This is a genomic window from Streptomyces sp. NPDC001351 (assembly GCF_042896045.1).
In the GTDB taxonomy this organism is placed as follows: domain Bacteria; phylum Actinomycetota; class Actinomycetes; order Streptomycetales; family Streptomycetaceae; genus Streptomyces.
Genome location: NZ_JBIAWS010000006.1, coordinates 375649 through 398777, shown reverse-complemented (window position 1 = coordinate 398777; position 23129 = coordinate 375649). Strand labels below are relative to the sequence as shown.

The window sequence follows — 23129 nt, the reverse complement described above, 5'->3', positions numbered from 1 at the left end:
TTCCTCCCACGTCCGCGTATGCACCGGTGAACGGCGTCGAGATCGCGCCACCCACCGTCCCAGTCTCGCATTCGCACAGGTCGGACCGTGTGCGTACGGCCTTGACGGTGCACACCCCCTTCACGACCATGACTCAGGCCCGCCGGGTCCGAACGTCACGAGCCGCGCAAAGGAGCCGATCACGTGACACTGGTGACCGCGACAAGGCGGTCGGCGCAGGGCGTGCCACGCACCGCAGGGGGCCGTCGGCTCCCCGACCGCGGGGCCTGGTTCCTGGTCCTGCCCGCCCTGATCCCGATCCTCGTCCTGAGTGTCGGCCCCCTCCTCTACGGCATCCTGCTGGCCTTCACCGACGCCCAGTCGGGCCGTACCCGGTCCACCCAGTGGATCGGCGGGCTCAATTTCCAGGATCTGCTGCACGACACCCTGTTCTGGGAGTCGTTCCGGATCGGCCTGGTGTGGGCGGTCGGCGTCACCGTTCCCCAGTTCCTGCTCGCCCTCGGCCTCGCCCTCCTCCTCGATCAGGAGCTGCGCCTGCGCTGGCTGGCCCGTGCCCTCGCGATCGTCCCGTGGGCCATGCCCGAGGTCGTGGTCGGCATCATGTGGCGGCTGGTCTACAACCCGGACGCGGGCGTCCTCAACGAGACACTGCACGATCTCGGGCTCGCAGGCGGCCACGACTGGCTCAGCGGTCTCGGTACCGCGCTGCCCGCAGTGATCGTCGTAGGCGTCTGGGCCGGCATGCCCCAGACCACGGTCGCCCTGCTCGCCGGTCTGCAGAGCACCCCGCGCGAACTCCACGAGGCGGCCGCGGTGGACGGCGCCGGAGCCTGGCGCCGCTTCCGCACGGTCACCTGGCCGGCCCTGCGCCCCGTCGCCCTCGCCATCACCGCCCTCAACCTGATCTGGAACTTCAACTCCTTCGCCCTGGTCTATGTGCTGACCAACGGCGGGCCCGGCGGCCGCACCCGGCTGCCCATGCTGTTCGCCTACGAAGAGGCCTTCCGCTACGGACAGTTCGGGTACGCGGCGGCGATGGGATGCGTCATGGTCGCGTTGATCTCGGTGCTCCTCGCGGTCTTCCTGGCCGGCCGGCTCAGGGGAGGGGACGACACATGAGGACCAGGACCGGCACGCGCGTCGGCCAGTACACCGCCTTGCTCGCCTATCTCGTCTTCCTCGCGTTCCCCTTCCTCTGGCTGGTCTCCACCGCCTTCAAGGCGCCGCGTGAGCTGGGGAGCCTGCACCCCACCTGGATCCCCCGGCACCCCACCCTGGACAACTTCCGGCAGGCCTTCGACGAGCAGCCGCTGCTGCACGCGGCGCTCAACTCCCTGCTGGCGGCGGCCGGGGCGGCGGTGATCGCCGTACTGATCGCGACCCCGCTGGCGTATGTCATGGCCCGGCGCCGCACCCCGCTGACCAGGGCCGCCACCGGCTGGGTGGTCGTCAGCCAGGCGTTCCCGCTGGTCCTGGTGATCATCCCGCTGTTCCTCGTGCTGAAGCAGCTGCATCTGATCAACTCGCTCGCAGGGCTGACGCTGGTGTACGTGGTGTGGGCGCTGCCGTTCGCGCTGTGGATGCTGGCCGGGTACGTCCGGGCGGTGCCGGCCGAGGTCGAGGAGGCGGCGGCGGTCGACGGGGCGGGGCGGGTACGGACGCTGGTGTCGGTGGTGGCGCCCCTGCTCGCGCCGGGGATCACGGCGACGGGGCTGTTCGCGTTCGTCACCGCGTGGAACGAGTTCTTCTTCGCGCTGGTCCTGCTGAAGACGCCGGACAGACAGACCCTCCCGGTCGTGCTCAGCCATTTCATCGGAGCAGAAGGCGTCGCGGATCTCGGCCCGCTGGCGGCGGCCGCGTTCCTCGCCACCCTTCCCTCACTGGTCGTCTTCGCGGTCATCCAGCGGCGGATCACGGGCGGCATGCTCACCGGGGCGGTGAAGAACTGATGCGCAGCACAACCGGATTCGCCGGCCACGCAGGATGCGTTCTGGCCCTCGTCCTCACGCTGCTGCTGGCCGGCTGCACCGGCAGCGGCACCGGAGACACGGCCGACGGGCGGATCACCCTCCGCTTCCAGTCCCTGGCCTGGCAGCAGGAGTCCGTCGAGGCCAACAAGGAGCTCGTGAAGGAGTGGAACGCGAGCCACCCGGACATCAGGGTCGAGTATGTGCAGGGGAGTTGGGACAGCGTCCATGACCAGCTCCTCACCTCCTTCGAGGGCGGCGAGGCGCCCGACATCATCCACGACGCCTCGGACGACCTCGCGGACTTCGCCTACGGCGGCTACCTCGCCGATCTGACCGACCTGCTGCCCCAGCGCCTCAAGTCGGACATCCCGCAGCGGAGCTGGCAGACGGCGACCTTCGGCGACGGCGTCTACGGTGTGCCCTTCCTCCAGGAGCCGCGCGTCCTCATCGCCAACGCGACCTGGCTGAAGAAGTCGGGCGTACGGATACCGACGCCCGAACGGCCGTGGAGCTGGGCGGAGTTCCGGCAGGTGACGAAGCGGCTGAGCGGCAACGGGAAGTACGGCGTCGCCTGGCCGCTCAAGGAGCCGGTGTCCGCCACCCTCAACCTGTCCCTGTCGACGGGCGGGCAGCTCTTCCACCGAGGTACGGACGACAGGGTCACGGTCCGCTTCGAGGCGGCCGACCAGGTCGTGCCGCGCACGGTGCACGACCAGGCGAACACCGACCGCAGCGCCTCGCCCACCACCCTGGGCAGCGGCGGCTCGGACACCCTGCCCGGATTCTTCGGCGGCAAGTACGCGATGGTGCCGCTCGGCTTCTCCTACCGGCAGCAGATCGTGCAGCAGGCGCCGAAGGGCTTCCACTGGCAGGTGCTGCCCGCTCCGGCCGGCACCGACGGACTCGCCCAGGGCGTCAGCCCGCAGACCCTGTCCATCGCCGAGGACAGCCCCCACAAGAAGGAGGCGGCCGAGTTCGTCGACTACCTGCTCCGGCCGAGGAACATGGTGCGGCTCGCGCTGGGGGACTGGATGCTGCCGACGGGCACCCGGGCGCTCGAGGACCCGGCCCTGCACACGGCCGAGAACGGCTGGGCGACCGGCACCGCCCTGGCCGCCCACCTCCGCTCGGCGCCCGCCCAGTCCGTCCGCGGCTACCCCGAATGGAAGGACAAGGTGGCGACCCCCGCGTTCCAGGAGTACTACAGCGGGGCCATCGGCCTCGACGAACTGCGCAGCCGGCTGGAGAAGGACGGCAACCTGGTGCTCGCCCGCTACCAGCGCTGACAGCCGGCGGCCGGGCGGCCGCCACGGAAAACCCGTTGCCCGGCGTACGGCCGCCCGCCTAGCGTGCCGTTCGTGGCAGCGAACAACGCGATCATCAACTCCGGTCTCGGCCGGGGCTGCACGCACTCCATCCGGATGCGTCGTGGCCCCGGAGCCCTGACCGGCCCGGGGAGCCCCACCCGCTGATCACTCGCGGTGCGATCCGCCCCCGTCTTTCTCTTCTCTTCTTGCCTTCCGGTCAGGGCCTTCGGCTGCCCGTTCCCCCTTCCCGGAAGACAAGGACCGCAGGCCATGGCCCGCCCCACTCCCGTTTCCCGCGCGCTCTCGCAGAACTTTCTCGCCGACCGCGCCACCGCCGACCACATCGCCCGGCTCGCCGTCCCGCACGGACGGCAGGCACCCCTACTGCTCGAAGTCGGCGCGGGGAAAGGCGCGTTGACCGAACGGCTCGCCCCGCGCTGCCGTGAACTGCACGCGTACGAGATCGACCGACGACTCGTCCCCGTGCTGCGCAACCGGTTCTCCGGCGCGGCCCAGGTGCGGGTGATCGGCGTAGACTTCCTCGCCGCGCGGCCCCCGCGCACCTCCTTCTCCGTCGCCGGAAACGTGCCCTTCTCCCGTACCGCGGCGATCGTCGACTGGTGCCTGCGGGCCCCCGCCCTCACCGATGCCACCCTGCTCACCCAGCTGGAGTACGCCCGCAAACGCACCGGCGACTACGGGAGCTGGACCCTGCTCACCGTCCGCAGCTGGCCCCGCCTCGAGTGGCGGCTGGCCGGCCGCGTGGCCAGGACACGGTTCCAGCCCGTGCCCCGCGTCGACGCCGGGATCGTACGCATCGAACGGCGCCGCACCCCACTGCTCGAACCCGCCGCGTACGACAGCTGGCGCTGCCTCGTCGAGCTCGGTTTCTCGGGCGTCGGCGGTTCGCTGCACGCCTCGCTGCGACGTGCGCACCCGAGGCGCCGGGTGGACGCCGCGTTCCGCGCGGCGGATCTGGACCCCCGGGTGCTGGTCGGGGAGGTGGCACCCCAGCGGTGGCTGAGGCTGTACGAGGTGCTGACCGGGTGAGCTTCGCCGTACCGCAGGCCGTCGACCAGTTCGGCCATGCGGACATGGCGAGGGCCCGCCGGCTCCCCTGTGGCCGGCGGGCCCTCGGTCGGTGAGGGGGTTCAACCCCTTCAGACGCCCAGTCGCTCACCCTCGTCACGTCGCACCGGGTGGGTGATGACCTCCGCCGACTCGTCGTGCGTCAGATCGGGCAGCCGGTTCAGCCACTTCGGCAGATACCAGTTGCGCTCGCCCAGCAGCGCCATCACCGCCGGGAGCAGCACACCCCGGATGATCGTCGCGTCGATGAGCACCGCGGCCGCGAGGCCGACACCCATCTGCTTCATGGACTGCATGGACAGGGTGCCGAAGATCGCGAACACGGCGACCATGATGACCGCGGCACTGGTGACGACACCGGCCGTGGTGACCACACCGTGCTGGATCGCGTCCCGGGTGCTGCGGCCGCGCAGCCGCGCCTCGCGGATCCGCGAGACCACGAACACGTGGTAGTCCATGCTCAGCCCGAACAGGATCACGAACAGGAACAGCGGCAGCCAGGTGATGATCGCGCCGACGCCCTGCGCGCCCACCAGCGAGGCGCCCCAGCCGTGCTGGAAGACGGCGACGAGGATGCCGTAGGCCGCGCCCACCGACAGCAGGTTGAGCAGGATCGACGTGATCGCAACGGTCAGCGAGCGGAACGACAGCAGCATCAGCACGAAGGCGAAGACCACGACGAAGGCGAAGACCGGGACGACCGCGCCGCCGAGCTGGGCGTTGAAGTCGTGCGAGCCGGCGACCTGCCCGGTGATCGGCGCCTGCACGCCGTCCAGCTTGCCGAGCGTGGCGGGCCGCACCTCGTCGCGCAGCTTCTCCAGGCTGGCGCCCGCCTTGTCCAGGTCGGAGCCGCCGACCAGCGGGACGTACACGTAGGCGATGTTCTGCGCGTCGTGCAGCGTGATCTCGACCGGGCCGCGCGAGGCACCCGAACTGATCGCCCGCGCCTTGAAGTCGGCGAGCGCGGACTTCACCTCGGGAGCGTTGATGTCCTTGGCCTTGACGACGACCTCGGCCGGCTCGGAGCCGCCGGGGAAGGCCTCGTTGACCCGGTTGTACGTCTGCACGATCGGCAGCGAGTCACCGAACTCCTGGTCCAGCGTGAGGTTCTGGGTCTTCATGCCCAGCGCCGGAGCCGCGACGGCCAGCAGCGCACCGGCCGCGACGAGCACGGAGACCAGCGGCTTGGCGAGCACACCGCGCAGGACCGCGGTCCAGAACCGGCTCTCCCCGCCCGTGCGGGCGGCCCGGCGCTCCATCGCCTTGCGCAGGAAGGGAATCCGGCCCTTCTCGACCCGCTCGCCCAGCAGCGAGAGCAGCGCCGGCAGCACCGTCACCGACCCGACCATGGCGACCGCCACGACCATCAGCGAGGCCAGACCCATCCCCTGGAACGTGACGAGCCCGGTGAACAGCATGCCCGCCATCGCCACGCACACCGTGATGCCGGAGACGACGATCGCCCGGCCGCTGGTGGCGGCCGCGATCCGCAGGGCCGTCTGCGCGTCCCTCCCGGCCGCGCGCTCCTCGCGCTCACGGCGCAGATAGAACAGGCAGTAGTCGACGCCGACCGCCAGACCGACCAGCAGCATCACGGAGTTGGCGGTGTCGCTCATCGGCATCACATGGCTGACGACGCCCATCAGGCCCATCGTCGCCATGATCGCGGTGATCGCCAGCGCCACCGGCAGCAGCGCGGCCACCAGCGCACCGAAGGCGATGAGCAGGATGCCGAGGGCCACCGGCACCGCGGACAGCTCGGCCTTCTTGAAGTCGTCGCCGAACGCGTCCTTGAACGTCTTGTTCATGCTGGCGCTGCCGATCTCCTCGATCCGCAGCGTCTGGTGCTCCTTCTGCGCCCCCGCGACGGCCTTCAGCACCGGCTCCACGCGGTTGTACGCGGTCTCGGCGTCGCCGCGCATGTCGAACTGCACCAGCGCGCTGCGCCCGTCCTTGGAGATCGTGTGCGTGACATACGGCGACTTCACGTCCGTGACCCTGCCGGTCCCGTCGACGGCCTTCACGACCGCGTCGACCGCGGACTTGAACTCGGCGTCCGTCGCCCGGACGTTCCCGTTCCTCGCCTGGATCAGAACCGTCTCACTGGCCGGTTCCTCGATCCCCGCATCCTCGATGATCTTGGCAGCGGTATGTGTCTCGCCCTTGAGCTGCTCGCTCTCCTTGACGTCGACCCGGCCGGCGGCCGAACCGATCCCCATGGCCAGGACGACGAACAGCACCCAGATGCCGACGGCAGCCCATCGGTGCCGGGCGCTCCAGCCACCGGCCCGGGCGGCTATGCCCCGCACCCGCGAATCTCCGTTCCCCATGACGGGCTTGCCCCCTCGTATGCGGTGACAGCCCCCTGCCGCCACCTTTCGCTTCGAAGGTATGGGCCGGATAAGAGCGTCTCGTCGTGCTGCCCGGTGAAGTGCGGCGGGCGCGGGTCCTCCCCCCGGACCCCGGTGTCTCACCGCTGGGGAGGATTTCGGCCCCTTACATCTATCGGGACTTCTCGGGGATGAAGATCGGGGTGTCCGGTCCGTCGGCATCGCTCCTCTTGTTGTTGCGAAACCTTGTTGAACAAGTCACAGGTGCGTGTATCGGTTGAACCGGAGCCCCGGGTTCGGACAGAGTTTCGGGCAGTCCGCCCGTGCGGACGCGACGGCCGTCGTGCCCGCCCCCACGGGGCACGACGGCCGCCTTATGGTGTGCGCCATGACGACGACGTATGCGGCGCTGCTGCGCGGGATCAACGTGGGCGGCAGGAAGAAGCTCCCGATGGCCGAACTGCGGCAGCTGATGGACGGCCTCGGCTACGAGGGCGTACGCACCCATCTGCAGAGCGGCCAGGCCGTCTTCGCGTCCGGCCACGGCGACGAGGAGTCCCTGGCCGCCGAACTCGCGCAGGCCATCCAGAAGCACTTCGGCTTCGCCGTCGACGTGATCGTGCGCGACCACATCTACCTCAAGGCGGTCGCCGAGGCCTGTCCGTTCCCGACCGCCGACCTGGAGGCCAAGCAGCTCCACGTCACCTACTTCTCCGCGCCGGTCGACGCCGAACGGTTCGCGGAGATCGACCGGGAGGCCTACCTCCCCGAGGAGTTCCGCCTCGGGGACCGCGCCCTGTACCTGTACGCGCCGGACGGCCTCGGCCGCTCCCAGCTCGCCGCCCACCTCGCCAAATCCCGTATCAACAAAGGCGTGATCGCCACCAGCCGCAACTGGAACACCGTCCTGAAACTGGTGGAACTCACGGGAGAGTGACCGGGCGAAAACCCGGCTCTTCATGGCAGGTACACACGACTGTGCGAGGCTCCTCCCATGCGTTACATCATCATCGGAGCGGGAGCCGTCGGCGGTTCGATCAGCGGGCGGCTCGCGGGTGCGGGGCACGAGGTGGTCCTGGTCGCGCGCGGCGCGCACCACGCGGCGCTGCGGGACGGCGGGCTGCGCCTGAAGGTGCCCGACGGTGAGTACACCCACCGGCTGCCGACCGTCGAAGGGCCGGACGAGCTGGGGCAGTTGAGGGCCGACGACGTGCTCGTCCTCGCCGTGAAGACCCAGGACACCGTGGGCGCGCTGCAGGCCTGGGGGCCGGCGCCGGTCGCGGGCGGCGGCACGGCGGCCGGGCGGCTGCCGCTGTTCTGCGCGCAGAACGGGGTGGAGGGCCAGCGGCTCGCGCTGCGGGTCTTCCGCCGGGTGTACGGCGTCTGTGTCTGGCTGCCGGCGACGTTCGTCGAACCGGGGGTCGTCTCCGCCCCATGCGCCCCGCTGACCGGCATCCTGCACCTGGGCCGCCATCCCCACGGCACCGACGAGACGGTACGGCTGGTCGCCGCCGACCTGGAGAAGTCGGGGTATTTCGAGGCGCCGGTCGTGCCGGACGTGGCGCGCTGGCAGTACGCCAAGCTCCTGTCCAACCTGGGCAACGCGCTGGAGGCGGTCGCCGGGCCGATCGCCGACGACAAGGCCGCAGCGCTGTACGGGCGCGTGCGCGCCGAGGGCGAGGCCGTGCTCGACGCGGCCAGGATCGTATACGCGGGCGTCGAGGAGCAGAAGGCGGTACGTGGCAACAAGGTGGATCTGGTCCCCCTCGACGGCGCCCCGCGCGGCGGAGGTTCCTCCTGGCAGTCCCTCGCCCGCGGCACCGGCGCCATCGAGGCCGACTACCTCAACGGCGAGATCGCACTGCTCGGCCGCCTGCACGGAGTGCCCACCCCGCTCAACGATCTCCTCCAGCACCTGGCCAACACCTTCGCGCGCGAGCACCGGGAACCAGGTTCGATGCAGATCGACGACCTCGTCCGTCTCACGGACGAGGCTGTCGCGTTTGTTCAAGAGCCCGGAGCGGCCTCCTCCTAACGTGTGGCGCATGACGTACGACGACGACCCGAAGCACTTGCACACGTTCATGACCGAGTGTGCCGCCGAGGCGGCGCGTGTAGCGCGCGGCGTCCCGGCGGACCGGCTCGGCCAACCCACCCACTGCCCCGACTGGGACGTCCGCGCCCTGGTCAACCACTGGGTCCTCTACACCTCCCACGGCCTGGAGCACCGCGCCCTGCGCAAGCAGCTTCCCGAGGAGCTGACCGCCCGCGACTTCACCGCCGACCCCGACTGGCCCTCGGCCTACGCCGCTCAGCTGGACCGCGCCGTCGCGGCCTGGGCCGACCCGGCGGTGTGGGAGGGCGAGGTCGACCTGGGCATGGCCAAGATGTCCGCCGCCGAGATCGCCTCGATGGTCATCAAGGAGATGGCGGTGCATGGCTGGGACGTCGCCACCGCCACCGGCCAGAAGTTCCACGTCTCGGACGACGCGGCCCGCTTCGTCCTCGACGTGGTCGAGAAGCACGGCGAGCTCTACCGGCAGTACGACGGCTTCGCCGACCCGGTGCCGGTGCCGGACGACGCCCCGGTGTTCGACCGGGCGCTCGCGGCCAGTGGACGGGACCCTGAATTGGGTCAGTGACAGGACCTCGGATTGGGCCGGGACACTGCACCACCCGACCACTACCGTCGACCTCATGACGAACACCTCGCCCGCCATCTCGCCCACCCGGGTCGACTTCTGGTTCGACCCCGCCTGCCCCTTCGCCTGGATCACCTCCCGCTGGCTCCTGGAGGTCGAGCGCGAACGCCCGCTCGACCTCCGCTTCCACGCGATGAGTCTCCATCTGCACAACCTCGGCAACGAACTCCCCGACTGGTACCGGGAGTTGGTCGACAAGTCGATCGGCCCGGTACGGGTCGCGGTGGCCGCAGCCGAGCGGCACGGCGAGAAGGTCCTGCGGGACCTGTACACGGCGTTCGGCACCCGCATCCACGAGCGCAAGGACGAGGACTTCGACGCGGTGATCGCCGACTCCCTCGCCGAACTCGGCCTCCCCGCGGATCTCGCGACCGCCGCGCACGACCCGTCGTACGACGAGGCCGTCCGCCGAAGCCACGACGCCGGCACCGAGCCGGAGTCGGGCGGCTATGTAGGGACTCCCACCATCCATGTCGACGGAACGGTGTGGTTCGGACCCGTGCTGAGGGCGATCCCGCGGGGCGCGCGAGCGGCCGAACTCTTCGACAGCTTCCGGGTGCTGGCGACCGACCCCGACTTCTTCGAACTGAAGCGCACCCGCACGGGCGGGCTGTCCTTCGACTAGCCTCTGCCGCCCCTCAGGCGCTCGCCCGCACCGGCAGCAGCGCCCGAGCGGCCGCCTGGTCGTACCTGTGCAGCAGCACGCGTGCCACTTCCGGTGCCGCTCCCAGCACATCGGCGAGGACATCCGCCTGTGCAGCACCCCGGGCGATACGGTCCGGCAGGAACCCCGGTGCCAGTACATAGGGTGCGACAGCGACCCGCTCACAGCCGAGCGCTCGCAGCTCCCGTACGGCGTCCTCGGTGCGCGGAAGGGACGCGGAGGCGAACGCAGGCCGCACGGCGCACCAACCGGTGTGCCGCCACTCCCGCGCGATTTCTGCGATCACTGCGATCGCCTCCGGGTCGGTGGACCCCGCCGAGGCCAGCACGACCCCGGTCGAGGACTTGTCGGCAGGGCTGAGCCCCGCCTCGTACAGACGTCGTTCGAGCGCCGACAGCAGCAGCGGGGACGGGCCGAGTACCTCTGCTTGGCGGATGCGGAGCGACGGCGGCGCGTCCCGCAGGACCGCCGGGATGTCCGCCTTCGCGTGGAACGCGCGGGTCAGCAGCAGGGGGAGCGCCACGACGTCACGGACGCCCTCCGCGGCCAGGGACTCCAGCACCCCGTGCACCGAGGGGACGTTGAAGTCCAGGAAGCCCGTCTCCACCCGTACGTCCGGGCGCAGCGAGCGCACCCGGCGTACGAGAGTGTGCACCGTCGCGGCGTGCCGCGGGTCGCGGCTGCCGTGGGCGATGACCAGGAGAACGGGCTTCGATCGATGCATGGGACTCAGCTCTTCACCAGCAGGCCGCGGCTGCGCAGCACCCACCGCTCCAGCGGGCTGAAGATCAGCAGGTCGATCGCGATGCCCACGAACAGGATGAGCAGGATGGCCAGGAAGACCGTCGCCATGTCGCTGTTGGTACGGCCCACCTCCAGCAGCTGGCCCAGGCCCATGCCCATGTCCGGGGACTGGGCGATGATCTCGGCAGCCATCAGGGAACGCCAGGAGAACGCCCAGCCCTGCTTCAGACCGGCCACATAGCCGGGCAGCGCCGCCGGCATCACGATGTGCCAGGTGCCGCGCAGCCCGGTCGCACCCAGCGTGCGGCCCGCCCGCAGGAACAGCGGGGGCACCTGGTCGACGCCCGACACGAGACCGTTGGCGATCGAGGGAACGGCACCCAGCAGGATCACCGTGAACATCACCGAGTTGTCCAGCCCCAGCCAGATCACCGCGGGGGCGACCCAGGCGACCGAGGGCAGCGACTGGAGTCCGGAGAGGATCGGACCGAACGCCGCACGCACGAACTTCACCCGGGCCACCACCAGGCCCAGCGGCGTCCCGATGATCAGCGCGAGCAGGAAGCCGAGCAGACCACGGGAGACGCTGCCCCAGATGTAGTCGAGCAGGGTCCCCTTGAGCCACTGGTCCTCGACCGCGGCCCACACATCGCCGGGGGAGGGCAGCTTCGACGGGTCGTCGACGACGGGATAGAGGAGCGTCCAGGCCACCAGCACCACGGCGATGGCGAGGATGGGCGGCAGGATCTTGTTCTTGAAGGTCTGGCTGAAGGGCGTACGGCCGGTGGCCGTGGTCTCCAGCGCGTCGAGGCCCGCCTCGACGCTTCCGGCGTCCTGGGCCGGCGTCGTCTCAGTGCTGGCCATGACGGCGGATCTCCCCACGCAGTACATCGGTGATCTCAAGGGACAGTTCGGCCACGGGCGCGTCCTCGATGCGTCGCGGCTGCGGGATGTCGACCGCCCACTCGCGCGCGATCCGCCCCGGACGAGACGACAGGAGGATCACCCGCTGCGCGAGCCGCACCGCCTCGCGCACGTTGTGCGTGACGAAGAGAACGGACACGCCCGTCTCCGCCCAGATCCGCGTCAGCTCGTCGTGCAGCACGTCGCGCGTGATGGCGTCGAGGGCCGAGAACGGCTCGTCCATCAGCAGCAGGTTGCTCTCCTGGGCGAGCGCCCGGGCCAGCGCCGCACGCTGGCGCATACCGCCCGACAGCTCGTGGACACGCTTGCCGTACGCGCCCTTCAGACGGACCAGTTCGAGCAGCCGCTCGGTCCGTTCACGCCGTTCGTTCTTCGGAACTCCCCTGAGCTTGAGGGCGAGTTCGATGTTCTTGCCCGCTGTCAGCCAGGGGAAAAGGGCGTGCTCCTGGAACATGAGAGCCGGGCGGCCGTCCGTGGCGATGGAGCCGACGGTCGGCTTGTCCAGTCCGGCCACCAGGTTCAGCAGGGTGGACTTGCCGCAGCCCGAGGCCCCCAGGAGGGTGACGAACTCGCCGGGCGCGACATCAAGCGTGATGTCGTCCAGGACGAGCTGCTGCCCGCCCGGTCCTGCGAAGGACTTCGAAACATGCTCAAGGCGAGCGGCGTACTCCACCGACTCTTCGGCCTTGGCGAGGGTCGTTGCCATGGTCGTCACCTCCTGGGAACTCGTCGGGCGGGAATCAGCTGGAGCCGAGACCGGCGTCGTCGACCGTGCTCTCGCCCTCGGCCTTGAGGACCTTGTTGAGGATCGTGAGGTCGTAGATGCCCTTCAGGTTGGGGTTCTTCAGCAGACCGGCCTTGACGGCGTGCTCCGCCTCGGTGTTGAGGGTGGAGGCCAGCGGGTCGTTGGTGAACTGGATCGACTGCCAGGCAGGGTCCAGGACCTTCGCCTTCAGGGCCTTGCCGGAGTCGGCCTCCAGCCGCTGGTTCGCCACCGCCTTCGCCTTGTCAGGGTTGGCGTTGATCCACTTGTTGGCCTCGACCGACGCCTTCAGCACGGCCTCGACGGCTTTCGGGTGCTCCTTGAGGAAGGCCTGTCGCACGACGATGTTCGTGATCACGAACTTCTTGTCCGGCCACAGCGACGCCTCGTCGAGCAGCACCTTGCCGCCCTCCGCGACCAGCTTGGACGCGGTCGGCTCCGGCACCCAGGCGCCGTCGATGGCACCCGACTTGTAGGCGTCCGGCGTGATCTTGTTGTCAGTGCGCACCACCGACACATCGCCCTTGCCGGTGTTCGCGTCGACCTTCCAGCCCTGGTCGGCGATCCAGTTGAGGAACGCCACGTCCTGCGTGTTGCCGAGCTGCGGGGTGGCGATCTTCTTGCCCTTGACGTCCTTCAGGGACTTGATCTTCTTCGGGTTGACGACCAGCTTCACGCCGCCGGACGCCGAACCACCGATGATCTTCAGGCCCTTGCCGCCGGACTTGACGTAACCGTTGATCGACGGGGACGGGCCGATCCAGCCGATGTCGATGGAGCCGGAGTTGAGCGCCTCGATCTCGGACGGGCCCGCGTTGAAGATCTGGTAGTCCGCCTTGGTGGCGCCCAGTTCCTTCTGGAAGAGGCCCTGCTGACGGGCGACGAGGGCGGTGCCGTGGGTCAGGTTGCCGAAGTAGCCGATCTTGACGGAGCCGAGCCCGTCGATCTTCGACGCCCCCGCGGCGACCTTCTCCTTGGCGTTGTCGCTCGTGGACTTGGACCCGTAGCTGCAAGCGGCGAGTGTGAGGAGCGGAAGTGCGGCTACCACGGCGATGCCGCGGCGAAGGAACGTTGAGCGGTTGACAGGCACGGGAGGTGTTCCTCTCGGAGGCCCGGCGGTCACGGTCTCTCAGGTCGTGGCCGGGAGGTCGGCAGGTCTTCGTCGCTTCCGGGACGTCGGGTGGGGGGACAGGGCGCGCAGGCAGTGCGCGTACGTCAACGCACACATCGCGCCACTCCGCCCTGCCCGCTGCCCAGAGCGCCGCTGCCGACGCGGCCGCCCTCCTTCGCGAACGTGGAGTAGTAGTCGGGGGACTTCATGTCAGAAGTCCCAACCGTCGTCTTCGGACTCGTCCTTGACCGGCTCCGGGGACGCGAACGACTCGCCGACCATGCCCGCGGTGAGCGTGGTGCCGTCGTTCGGGTCGATCAGGATGAACGAGCCGGTGCGGCGGGAGTCGGCGTAGGAGTCCACCGGCAGCGGCTCCGCCGTGCGGATCTTCACACGGCCGATGTCGTTGGCGACGAGCTGTCCCGGGTGCGGGTGCAGGGACAGGTCGTCGAGCGTGAGACGGGACGGGATGTCCTTGACGATGGCCTTGACCGTGCGGGTGCCGTGCTTGAGCAGCACCCGGTGGTTGACGGTCAGCGCCTGGTCGGCGACGTGGCAGACGGTCGCCTCGATGTCCTGCGTGGTCGCCGGGGCGTCCTTGCTGGGCACGATCAGATCGCCGCGCGAGATGTCGATGTCGTCCTCCAGGAGGACCGTCACCGACTGAGTGGTCCAGGCGACGTCGACCGGCTCACCGAGCAGATCGATGCCGGAGATGCGGGAGGCACGGCCCGAGGGGAGCACCGTGACGGCCTCGCCGACGCGGAAGGAACCCGCGGCGATCTGGCCCGCGTAGCCCCGGTAGTCCGGGTGCTCGGCGGTCTGCGGGCGGATCACGTACTGCACGGGAAGGCGCGCGTGGCAGTGGCTGAGGTCGTGTGTGACCGGAACCGTCTCCAGGTGTTCGAGCACCGTCGGGCCGCCGTACCAGTCCATGTTGGCGGACGGCTCCACCACGTTGTCACCGGCGAGCGCCGAGATCGGGATCGCGGTGACCTCGGGGACGCCCAGTTCGGTCGCGTACGCCGTGAACTCCTCGGCGATCGCGGCGAAGACCGGCTCCCTGTAGTCGACCAGGTCCATCTTGTTGACGGCGAGGACGACGTGCGGGACGCGCAGCAGCGCCGCGATCGCGGCGTGCCGACGGGTCTGCTCGACGACACCGTTGCGGGCGTCGACCAGGATCACGGTCAGCTCGGCGGTGGAGGCACCCGTCACCATGTTGCGGGTGTACTGCACATGGCCGGGGGTGTCGGCGAGGATGAACCGCCGCCGGGGCGTGGCGAAGTAGCGGTACGCCACGTCGATCGTGATGCCCTGCTCGCGCTCGGCGCGCAGGCCGTCCGTCAGCAGCGCGAGGTCGGGGGCCTCCTGGCCGCGGCTGGCGGAGGCGCGCTCGACGGCCTCCAGCTGGTCGACGAGCACCGACTTGGAGTCGTGCAGCAGCCGGCCGACGAGCGTGGACTTGCCGTCGTCGACCGAACCCGCGGTCGCGAACCGCAGAAGGGTCGTCTCGGAGAGTTCCGTGGTCGTGCTCATGCCTAGAAGTACCCCTCGCGCTTACGGTCTTCCATCGCGGCCTCGGACATCTTGTCGTCGGCGCGGGTGGCACCCCGCTCGGTGAGCCGGGAGGCGGCGATCTCCGTGATGACCTGCTCCAGCGTCACGGCGTCCGAGTCGACGGCGCCCGTGCAGGACATGTCGCCGACGGTCCGGTACCGGACGAGCCGCTTCTCGACACTCTCGCCGTCCTTGGGCCCGCCCCACTCGCCCGCGGTCAGCCACATGCCGCTGCGGGCGAACACCTCACGCTCGTGCGCGAAGTAGATCTCCGGCAGCTCGATGCCCTCGCGGGCGATGTACTGCCACACGTCCAGCTCGGTCCAGTTGGACAGCGGGAAGACGCGCACGTGCTCGCCGGGCGCATGGCGGCCGTTGTACAGGTTCCACAGCTCGGGGCGCTGGCGGCGCGGGTCCCACTGCGAGAACTCGTCGCGCAGCGAGAACACCCGCTCCTTGGCCCGGGCCTTCTCCTCGTCGCGCCGTCCGCCGCCGAAGACCGCGTCGAACTTCTCCGCCTGGATCTTCTCCGTCAGCGGCAGTGTCTGCAGCGGGTTGCGGGTCCCGTCCGGGCGCTCCTTGAGCACACCCCGGTCGATGTAGTCCTGCACCGATGCCACGTGCAGCCGCAGCCCGTGCTTCGCCACCGTCCGGTCGCGGTACTCCAGGACCTCGGGGAAGTTGTGTCCGGTGTCCACGTGCAGCAGCGAGAAGGGCACCGCGGCCGGCGCGAAGGCCTTCAGCGCCAGGTGCAGCATGACGATGGAGTCCTTGCCGCCGGAGAACAGGATCACCGGCCGCTCGAACTCGCCCGCCACCTCGCGGAAGATGTGCACCGCCTCGGACTCCAGGGCGTCCAGGTGCGAGAGGGCGTACGGGGAGGCCGTACCCTCCTCGACCGCGGCGACGGTCGTCGTCATGCCAGTCCCCTTTCGGTGAGCAGCGCGTGGACCGCGGCCGCGGACTCCTGGACGGTCTGGTGCTGCGACTCGATGCGCAGATCGGGCGTCTCGGGCTCCTCGTAGGGGTCGTCCACCCCGGTGAGGCCCGACAGCTCGCCCGCCGCCTGCTTGGCGTACAGACCCTTCACATCACGTACGGAGCAGACCTCGACCGGGGTCGCCACATGCACCTCGATGTACGGCGCCCCGCCCTCCTGGTGGCGCTTGCGCACCGCCTCGCGGCTGTCCGCGTACGGTGCGATCACCGGGACGAGCGCCTTGACGCCGTTGCGGGCGAGCAGTTCGGCGAGGAAACCGATGCGCTGCACGTTGGTGTGCCGGTCCTCGCGGCTGAAGCCGAGGCCCGCCGAGATGAACTCGCGGATCTCGTCGCCGTCGAGCACCTCGACGAGGTGGCCCTCCTCGCGCAGCCGGCCGGCCAGCTCGTACGCGATGGTGGTCTTGCCGGCACTCGGCAGACCCGTGAGCCAGACGGTGGCTCCGGTCGTCACGTTCGTCTCCTGAATGTCTGTCGTGGTCATCCGTGCAGCCCGCACTCGGTCTTGGCACTGCCCGCCCAGCGGCCGGCGCGCGCGTCCTCGCCCTCCAGGACACGGCGGGTGCAGGGGGCGCAGCCGACGGACGCGTAGCCGTCCATCAGCAGCGGATTGGTCAGTACGCCGTGTTCGGCGACGTAGGCGTCCACGTCGTCCTGGGTCCAGCGGGCGATCGGGGAGATCTTGACCTTCCGGCGCTTCTCGTCCCAGCCGACGACCGGGGTGTTCGCCCTGGTCGGGGACTCGTCGCGGCGCAGACCGGTCGCCCAGGCCACATAGTTCTTGAGGCCCTGCTCCAGCGGCTGCACCTTGCGCAGCTTGCAGCACAGGTCGGGGTCGCGGTCGTGCAGCTTGGGACCGTACTCCGCGTCCTGCTCGGCGACCGTCTGGCGCGGGGTGAGGGTGATGACGTTGACGTCCATCACGGCCTCGACCGCGTCCCGGGTACCGATCGTCTCGGGGAAGTGGTAACCGGTGTCGAGGAACACCACGTCGACGCCGGGCATGGCGCGGGAGGCGAGGTGGGCGACCACCGCGTCCTCCATGGACGAGGTCACGCAGAAACGCTTGCCGAAGGTCTCGGCCGCCCACTGGAGGATCTCCAGCGCGGAGGCGTCCTCCAGGTCACGGCCGGCCTGCTCGGCGAGCGCCTTGAGGTCCTCGGTCGCCTTCTCTTCCTGAACCGCGGTCATATGTCGTCTCCCCCTGCTTCGGAGTGCTGAAGGCCCCGGGCCAGCAGCCCGAGGAACTTCAGCTGGAAGGCCCGGTTGCACGCCGCGCATTCCCAGGCGCCGTGGCCCTGCTCGGACGGACGCAGGTCCTCGTCGCCGCAGTAGGGGCAGTAGAAGGGGGCGGCCCGCTCGCTCACGAAAGAGCCTCCTCGCTGGCACGCGAGGCCCAGGCCGCGAAGGTCTCGCCGTCCTCGCGCTCGGCCTGGAACCGCTTCAGGACCCGCTCGACGTAGTCCGGCAGCTCCTCGGACGTGACCTTCAGGCCGCGGACCTTGCGGCCGAACCCGGCCTCCAGGCCCAGCGCACCGCCCAGGTGCACCTGGTAGCCCTCGACCTGCTCGCCCTTGTCGTTCAGGACGAGCTGCCCCTTGAGACCGATGTCCGCCACCTGGATACGGGCGCAGGCGTTCGGGCAGCCGTTGATGTTGATGGTGAGCGGCTCGTCGAACTCCGGGATCCGGCGCTCGAGTTCGTCGATCAGGGTGGCGCCGCGCTGCTTGGTCTCGACGATGGCGAGCTTGCAGTACTCGATCCCGGTGCAGGCCATCGTGCCGCGCCGGAACGGGGACGGCTTGGCGGTCAGGTCCAGCGCCTCCAGGGCCTCGACCAGCGGCTCGACCTGCGCCTCCTCGACATCGAGGACGATCATCTTCTGCTCGACGGTCGTCCGCACCCGGCCCGAGCCGTGGGCCTCGGCGACCTCGGCGATCTTCGTCAGCGTGGCACCGTCGACGCGGCCGACGCGCGGGGCGAAACCGACGTAGAACCGGCCGTCCTTCTGCCGGTGCACACCGACGTGGTCGCGCCAGCGGCCCGAGGGCTCGGCGGGCGCGGGACCGTCGACCAGCTTGCGCTTCAGGTAGTCGTCCTCCAGGACCTGGCGGAACTTCTCCGCGCCCCAGTCGGCGACGAGGAACTTCAGACGGGCGCGGGTGCGCAGCCGCCGGTAGCCCCAGTCGCGGAAGATGCCGACCACGCCGGCCCACACCTCGGGCACCTCGTCCAGCGGCACCCAGGCGCCGAGCCGTACGCCGAGCTTCGGGTTGGTGGACAGGCCGCCGCCGACCCACAGGTCGAAGCCGGGGCCGTGCTCGGGGTGCTCGACACCGACGAACGCGATGTCGTTGATCTCGTGCACCACGTCGAGCAGCGGGGAGCCGGAGATCGCCGTCTTGAACTTGCGCGGCAGGTTGGAGAACTCCTTGCTGCCGATGTAGCGCTCGTGGATCTCGTCGATGGCGGAGGTGCCGTCGATGATCTCGTCTTCGGCGATGCCCGCGACCGGCGAGCCGATGATGACGCGGGGTACGTCGCCGCAGGCCTCGGTGGTGGACAGCCCGACCGCCTCCAGGCGGTTCCAGATCTCGGGGACGTCCTCGATGCGGATCCAGTGCAGCTGGATGTTCTGCCGGTCGGTGATGTCCGCGCTGCCGCGCGCGAACTCTTGCGAGATCTCGCCGATCACGCGCAGCTGCTGGGTGGTCAGGCGGCCGCCGTCGATGCGCACCCGCAGCATGAAGTACTTGTCGTCCAGCTCCTCCGGCTCCAGGATCGCGGTCTTGCCGCCGTCGATCCCGGGCTTGCGCTGGGTGTACAGGCCCCACCAGCGCATTCGTCCGCGCAGGTCGTTGGGGTCGATCGAGTCGAAGCCGCGCTTCGAGTAGATCGTCTCAATGCGTGTCCGCACATTGAGACCGTCGTCGTCCTTCTTGAACTGCTCGTTGCCGTTCAGCGGGGTGTGGTGCCCCGCGGCCCACTGGCCCTCACCGCGGTGTCGGCTCACCTTGCGGCGGGGAGTCGCGGCGGCAGGCTTCTGCGGGGTGGCGGCCATGGTGATTACGTCCTTCGGGACAGGCGGGAAAGCGGCTCTGACCTGCGCGTTCGGGCGCATGGGCATACGTGCGCGTCGTTGCGCGGGATGAGAGGAATGTCAGGAGATGTCGGGCGTGCTGCCCCGTGGCCGGAGGCCACTGTGGATGCTGCGTCAGCGCGCCGGACAGATGGCGCTGGACATGCGGCCGAGGTCGACGTGCCGCCGACTCACCAAGGCAATTCCAGTTCCAGACATGACGGAAGCGTGTCACGGCGATCTGGACACAGTCCAGCTTCGTCCGAGATGTGGACACCCTTGTCTCGAAATATGGGACAAGGGTGTCGTCGATCACATCGGCTGCCGCCGGTCTTGTCGGTGCAGGTCAGGCGCGGTATGCCCCGGGCCACGGGCCGGGCGCCGCCACCTCCGCCTGCTCCTCGACCTTGGTGTCGAAGAGCTTGAAGCCCCGGCGCAGATAGTTGTCCATGGCGTGCTCCCCGTCCAGGCTGCAGGTATGCAGCCAGACCCGCTTCGTCTGCGCCAGTCCGGGCCAGCGCTCCGCGAGGTCCCAGGCGCGGGCGGCGCCGTACGACAGCAGGTGTCCGCCGATCCGCCGGCCCCGGAAGGCCGGCACCAGACCGAAGTACACGATCTCCACGACCCCGTCGTCCTGCGGCTCCAGTTCCACGTATCCCGCCGGCGTTCCCCGGTCGTATGCAACCCATGTCTCCACGCCCGGCCGGCCCAGGTGCTCCTGCCACCGCGCATACGTCCAGCCCAGCCGGTCGATCCAGCGGATGTCACCACCGACGGACGCATACAGGAACCGGCTGAACTCGGGCGAGGGCACCTCGGAGCGAACGATCCGCACGTCTCCCTCCGGCACGGCGGCCGGAAGCAGATCGGTCGGTGCGGTCTGCTCCAGGGACCAGGTGGTCACGGGAATGTTGGTCATGCGGGTCAGGGAATCATTCGGCCCAAGGATCTGTCGATCGCCGCGGTCCGGTAGCGCCCCAAAGGGGCGCGGGGCCGTATCGATATGCGGCTCCGCCGCGTGGGCGCGACCAGCCACGACGTTGCCGCAGACAAAAGACAGCCAGACGCTCAGCCAAGAGACCCGTCGATCGAGCTCAGCGGCAACGCATACAACATCCGCCCGCCCTGCGACCACACCTCACCGGTCTCCTCCCAATAAGAGAGGGACCCGGAGGGTCCGGCCCAGCACCGGTTCGTCCCGTCCGAACCGCACCGCGTGGCCTTGGCGTCGCGCGCGTTCTGCCGCCACAGCGTGCCGTGGCCCTCCGCGGTGTCCGCCGCGCGGGCCAGGTACCACTGCGACCCGTACGACAGGATCCCGCCGACGCCGGCCGTCTTCGTCTCGTACGCCTCGGTCGCCGTCGCGCGCCCCGCGAGGTCGGTGGCCAGCAGGCCGGCTCGGTCCGGGTCGCTGCTGAACGCGTAACGCCACAGCCGGGTGTGCCGACCGCTGTCCGCGGGCACCCACTCGCTCGCCACCAGGCTGTCCGGCGCGGTGCTGCGGTCGAGGGAGATCGCCGCCGGGCGGGCGCTCCCATCGGTGAGCCGGTAGGAGCCGACGGCCGGCAGGACATACCGCGCGCCGTACGCCGACCAGCCGCCGCGCACCCTGCCGACCGCGCCGCTGTCGACGGTGGCCCGCTGGATGCGGTGCATGTCGTACACGTACAGCCCGTCGGCGGCGGTGACCAGGAGCTTGCCCTGGTACCAGACCATGCCGGAGACGGGGGAGGCCAGTCCGCGGTAGTCGCGGCCGCCGTCGACCGGGACGGCGAGGGTCGCCCAGGCGTAGGTGAGGCGGTCGGGATCGCTCGCGTCGACGAAGGCGACCCGGGCGAGGCCCGGCTTCGCCGACCTGCCCGCCTGGTGGGTCCAGCCGGAGAGGATCACGCGGTGCTCGCCCCAGTGGCCGTCGTCGTCCGCGTCCCCGGAGGTGGTGACCGCGCCCGCCCGCCAGCCGCGGGTGTCGGCGGCGTCCCAGCAGTACGCGCGCGTGGCCGCGGGCGCCACGGGCAGCGCCGTGCGCTCCGTGGTCGTACAGTCGGCCGCGCCCAGCAGGGAGTGGTCGGCGTCGTCGAGGACGGTGCTCACGCCGACGGGCCTGCCCATGGCGGCGGCGAGCCGGTCGAGGGTGCTGCGCGGCACCAGACGCTCCTGGAGCCGCAGCCCGGTCGTCCGCTCGGACGCGTCGAGTGCCTTCAGGGCTCCTGGCCTGTCACCGACCGTGGCCTGCGAGGCGCTGATCATGGTGGCGGCGGCGGTGAGTGCGAGAGCGGTCCCGGCGAGGAGTGCGCGCAGCGCACGGCCCCGCTTCTGCCTGCGGTGTCGGCCACGTTGCTTCATACGTCCTCCCGAGGCGGGCCAACTGCGGCCATTGGTCAGTGTGTTGACCAAAGGAGCAGGTGGGGTGGCCCGTAGAGGGATGCTACGGCAGTCCGGCGCGGTAGGGCACGAAGACCGTGCAAATATGCGGAAGATACCGCCGTGTGGTCACTGAGGAGTATGTGTCGGACACGCTCAGGGCATGTCGGCCGGCTGCCGTACGTTGATCACCGCCGGTGCCGTCGACTGCGGCAGCAGATCGCGCGGGTCGGCCGGCAGGAGCAGCTCCACCTCCGCGTCCTCCGCGAAGCGGTACGGCCGGTGCTCCAGCAACCCGCCGAGATAGCGCCGTACTCGGGACATCTCCGCTCGGACCGTCACCGTACGGGCCGGGTCGCCGAACACCTCCTCGGCCAGGCCCGCCGCGCTGCGGCCGCCGCGGTGCAGGGCGAGCAGATAGAGCAATTCGGCGTGCCGGGGGCTCAGTTCGTGGCTCCAGGAGCCCGCGGAGCCGGACACCGTGACCGACCAGCGGCGCGACTGCGTCAGGTCCAGCACGACGCGCGTGGCGCCGCGCGGAACCGGCTCGTCCGTGGCCCGGACCAGCCAGCCCTCGGCCAGCGGCTCCACCGAGCACAGACCGAGCGGCGGCAGCCACCGGCGTCCCGCCGTCAGCGACTTGGGCAGGGCGACCCGGCTGGTGTACGGCATCCCGGTCACCGCCGCGGTCCAGCCGTCCCGGTCCACCGCCAGCGCCCGGCCGCCGACCCGGGCCAGGACCGGCGCGGCCACCGCGCGCAGCCGCTCCAGCGAGGTCAGATGCAGCTCGCGCAGCCGGGCCTCGGCCAGCTTGGCCACCGAGTCCACCCAGGCGAGCGTGGCCGGGTGCATCGTCTCCAGGGGGCCGCTGACGTCCACGACACCGATCAGCCGGCCGTCGCGCGGGTCGGTGATGGGCGCGCCGGTACAGGTCCAGGAGGTCTGCGAGCGCACGAAGTGCTCCGAGCCGAAGACCTGCACGGGCTTGCGCACCACGGCCGGGGTGCCGATGCCGTTCGTCCCGACGACGTCCTCCCGCCAGTCGGCGCCCAGTTCGAAGCCGAGCCCGTCCGCCTTGCGCAGCACGGCCGGGCTGCCCTCCCGCCACAGCACCCGGCCGTCGGCGTCGGCGACCACCATGATGTGGTGGGCGACGTCCGCGACCGACAGCAGCCCCTCGCGCAGCACCGGCAGGACGTGCCGCAGCGTCGTGCTCTCCCGGCGCCGCCGTACCTCGTCGGAGGGCAGCAGCCCGGAGCGGTGGTCGCGTTCGGGGTCGATGCCGCCGCGCAGCATGCGCCCCCAGGACTGCTCGATCACCGGGCGCGGCGCGACGGCGGTGCGCTGCCCGGAGAGCCTGGCGGCGCGGACCTCGCTGAGTACCCGCGCCGCGCGCGCCGTGTCGACCACGGCGAGTTGCGTCACGTCCGTCGGCGGGTGCGCCACGGGGCCTCCCGGAAGAAGAGCTCGGGACAACCGGTTTCTCGCCGCGTTTCGGCCACGGAGCCGGAGTCGTCCGTACTGTC

General features: G+C 70.3%; 23 protein-coding genes. 8 read left to right on the top strand and 15 right to left on the bottom strand.

All coding sequences use genetic code 11. The features are described 5' to 3' along the window. Positions 1-183 precede the first annotated feature (183 nt). The 4 genes from ACFY1U_RS24140 (at position 184) to erm (ending at position 4327) form a co-directional block, all read left to right on the top strand. Positions 184-1119: a carbohydrate ABC transporter permease gene (locus ACFY1U_RS24140; protein ID WP_390696185.1), complete on the top strand. Its 936-nt coding sequence runs from the start codon at positions 184-186 to the stop codon at positions 1117-1119. After that, on the top strand, positions 1116-1949 hold the full coding sequence (locus ACFY1U_RS24135; protein ID WP_390696184.1) for a carbohydrate ABC transporter permease: 834 nt from the start codon (positions 1116-1118) through the stop codon (positions 1947-1949). Before ACFY1U_RS24140 ends, ACFY1U_RS24135 begins: the two co-directional genes overlap by 4 nt. Next, positions 1949-3256, top strand: coding sequence for an ABC transporter substrate-binding protein (locus ACFY1U_RS24130; RefSeq protein ID WP_390696183.1), 1308 nt, complete (start codon positions 1949-1951; stop codon positions 3254-3256). Before ACFY1U_RS24135 ends, ACFY1U_RS24130 begins: the two co-directional genes overlap by 1 nt. A gap of 291 nt (positions 3257-3547) precedes the next feature. Then, on the top strand, positions 3548-4327 hold the full coding sequence (erm, locus tag ACFY1U_RS24125; RefSeq protein ID WP_390696182.1) for an ErmE/ErmH/ErmO/ErmR family 23S rRNA (adenine(2058)-N(6))-methyltransferase: 780 nt from the start codon (positions 3548-3550) through the stop codon (positions 4325-4327). A gap of 110 nt (positions 4328-4437) precedes the next feature. Here erm and ACFY1U_RS24120 read toward each other — a convergent pair whose 3' ends face one another. Then, positions 4438-6696, bottom strand: coding sequence for an MMPL family transporter (locus ACFY1U_RS24120; protein ID WP_390696181.1), 2259 nt, complete (start codon positions 6694-6696; stop codon positions 4438-4440). 388 nt (positions 6697-7084) lie between these two features. Here ACFY1U_RS24120 and ACFY1U_RS24115 point away from each other — a divergent pair, with 388 nt between their 5' ends. The 4 genes from ACFY1U_RS24115 to ACFY1U_RS24100 are packed head-to-tail and all read left to right on the top strand — an operon-like array spanning position 7085 to position 10023. Then, the gene (locus ACFY1U_RS24115; protein ID WP_390696180.1) at positions 7085-7633 is read left to right on the top strand and encodes a DUF1697 domain-containing protein; all 549 of its coding nucleotides are present in this window, start codon (positions 7085-7087) and stop codon (positions 7631-7633) included. 57 nt (positions 7634-7690) lie between these two features. Next, the gene (locus ACFY1U_RS24110; protein ID WP_390696179.1) at positions 7691-8731 is read left to right on the top strand and encodes a ketopantoate reductase family protein; all 1041 of its coding nucleotides are present in this window, start codon (positions 7691-7693) and stop codon (positions 8729-8731) included. 10 nt (positions 8732-8741) lie between these two features. Further along, on the top strand, positions 8742-9338 hold the full coding sequence (locus ACFY1U_RS24105) for a TIGR03086 family metal-binding protein (RefSeq protein WP_390696178.1): 597 nt from the start codon (positions 8742-8744) through the stop codon (positions 9336-9338). Positions 9339-9393: 55 nt separating this feature from the next. Next, entirely contained in the window at positions 9394-10023 is a 630-nt protein-coding gene (locus ACFY1U_RS24100) for a DsbA family protein (RefSeq protein ID WP_390696177.1), read from the top strand. Positions 10024-10036: 13 nt separating this feature from the next. Here the strand turns inward: ACFY1U_RS24100 and ACFY1U_RS24095 are convergent, their stop codons facing one another. The 14 genes from ACFY1U_RS24095 to ACFY1U_RS24030 all read right to left on the bottom strand — a co-directional run bounded on the left by ACFY1U_RS24095 (position 10037) and on the right by ACFY1U_RS24030 (position 23049). Further along, positions 10037-10786, bottom strand: coding sequence for a sirohydrochlorin chelatase (locus ACFY1U_RS24095; RefSeq protein WP_390696176.1), 750 nt, complete (start codon positions 10784-10786; stop codon positions 10037-10039). Between the two features lie 5 nt (positions 10787-10791). Continuing rightward, positions 10792-11670, bottom strand: coding sequence for an ABC transporter permease (locus ACFY1U_RS24090; RefSeq protein ID WP_390696175.1), 879 nt, complete (start codon positions 11668-11670; stop codon positions 10792-10794). Further along, a complete protein-coding gene (locus ACFY1U_RS24085; protein ID WP_344401978.1) occupies positions 11657-12436 on the bottom strand; it encodes an ABC transporter ATP-binding protein in 780 nt (259 codons plus the stop codon). Before ACFY1U_RS24085 ends, ACFY1U_RS24090 begins: the two co-directional genes overlap by 14 nt. Positions 12437-12470: 34 nt before the next feature. After that, positions 12471-13583 carry an aliphatic sulfonate ABC transporter substrate-binding protein gene (locus tag ACFY1U_RS24080; RefSeq protein ID WP_390696174.1) on the bottom strand — a complete coding sequence of 371 codons (1113 nt, stop codon included), beginning with the start codon at positions 13581-13583 and terminating at the stop codon, positions 12471-12473. Between the two features lie 231 nt (positions 13584-13814). Then, positions 13815-15143 (bottom strand): GTP-binding protein, encoded by a 1329-nt coding sequence (locus ACFY1U_RS24075; protein WP_115909877.1) that lies wholly within the window; start codon positions 15141-15143, stop codon positions 13815-13817. Positions 15144-15145: 2 nt separating this feature from the next. Further along, the gene (gene cysD / locus ACFY1U_RS24070; protein WP_390696173.1) at positions 15146-16084 is read right to left on the bottom strand and encodes a sulfate adenylyltransferase subunit CysD; all 939 of its coding nucleotides are present in this window, start codon (positions 16082-16084) and stop codon (positions 15146-15148) included. After that, on the bottom strand, positions 16081-16647 hold the full coding sequence (gene cysC / locus ACFY1U_RS24065; protein WP_344401983.1) for an adenylyl-sulfate kinase: 567 nt from the start codon (positions 16645-16647) through the stop codon (positions 16081-16083). The genes cysD and cysC overlap by 4 nt, the downstream gene beginning before the upstream one ends. Beyond that, complete coding sequence (locus ACFY1U_RS24060) at positions 16644-17354, bottom strand: phosphoadenylyl-sulfate reductase (protein ID WP_344401984.1); 711 nt, start codon at positions 17352-17354, stop codon at positions 16644-16646. The genes cysC and ACFY1U_RS24060 overlap by 4 nt, the downstream gene beginning before the upstream one ends. Beyond that, positions 17351-17530 (bottom strand): hypothetical protein, encoded by a 180-nt coding sequence (locus ACFY1U_RS24055; protein ID WP_099932046.1) that lies wholly within the window; start codon positions 17528-17530, stop codon positions 17351-17353. Before ACFY1U_RS24055 ends, ACFY1U_RS24060 begins: the two co-directional genes overlap by 4 nt. Further along, positions 17527-19224 carry a nitrite/sulfite reductase gene (locus ACFY1U_RS24050; RefSeq protein WP_390696172.1) on the bottom strand — a complete coding sequence of 566 codons (1698 nt, stop codon included), beginning with the start codon at positions 19222-19224 and terminating at the stop codon, positions 17527-17529. Before ACFY1U_RS24050 ends, ACFY1U_RS24055 begins: the two co-directional genes overlap by 4 nt. Positions 19225-19377: 153 nt before the next feature. Next, entirely contained in the window at positions 19378-19461 is an 84-nt protein-coding gene (locus ACFY1U_RS24045; protein ID WP_310591794.1) for a putative leader peptide, read from the bottom strand. A 127-nt stretch (positions 19462-19588) separates the two neighbouring features. Continuing rightward, positions 19589-20161 carry a GNAT family N-acetyltransferase gene (locus ACFY1U_RS24040; protein ID WP_390696171.1) on the bottom strand — a complete coding sequence of 191 codons (573 nt, stop codon included), beginning with the start codon at positions 20159-20161 and terminating at the stop codon, positions 19589-19591. Positions 20162-20310: 149 nt separating this feature from the next. After that, positions 20311-21585: a hypothetical protein gene (locus ACFY1U_RS24035; protein WP_390696170.1), complete on the bottom strand. Its 1275-nt coding sequence runs from the start codon at positions 21583-21585 to the stop codon at positions 20311-20313. A gap of 174 nt (positions 21586-21759) precedes the next feature. Continuing rightward, entirely contained in the window at positions 21760-23049 is a 1290-nt protein-coding gene (locus ACFY1U_RS24030) for a GAF domain-containing protein (RefSeq protein ID WP_390696169.1), read from the bottom strand. Positions 23050-23129: the final 80 nt, after the last annotated feature.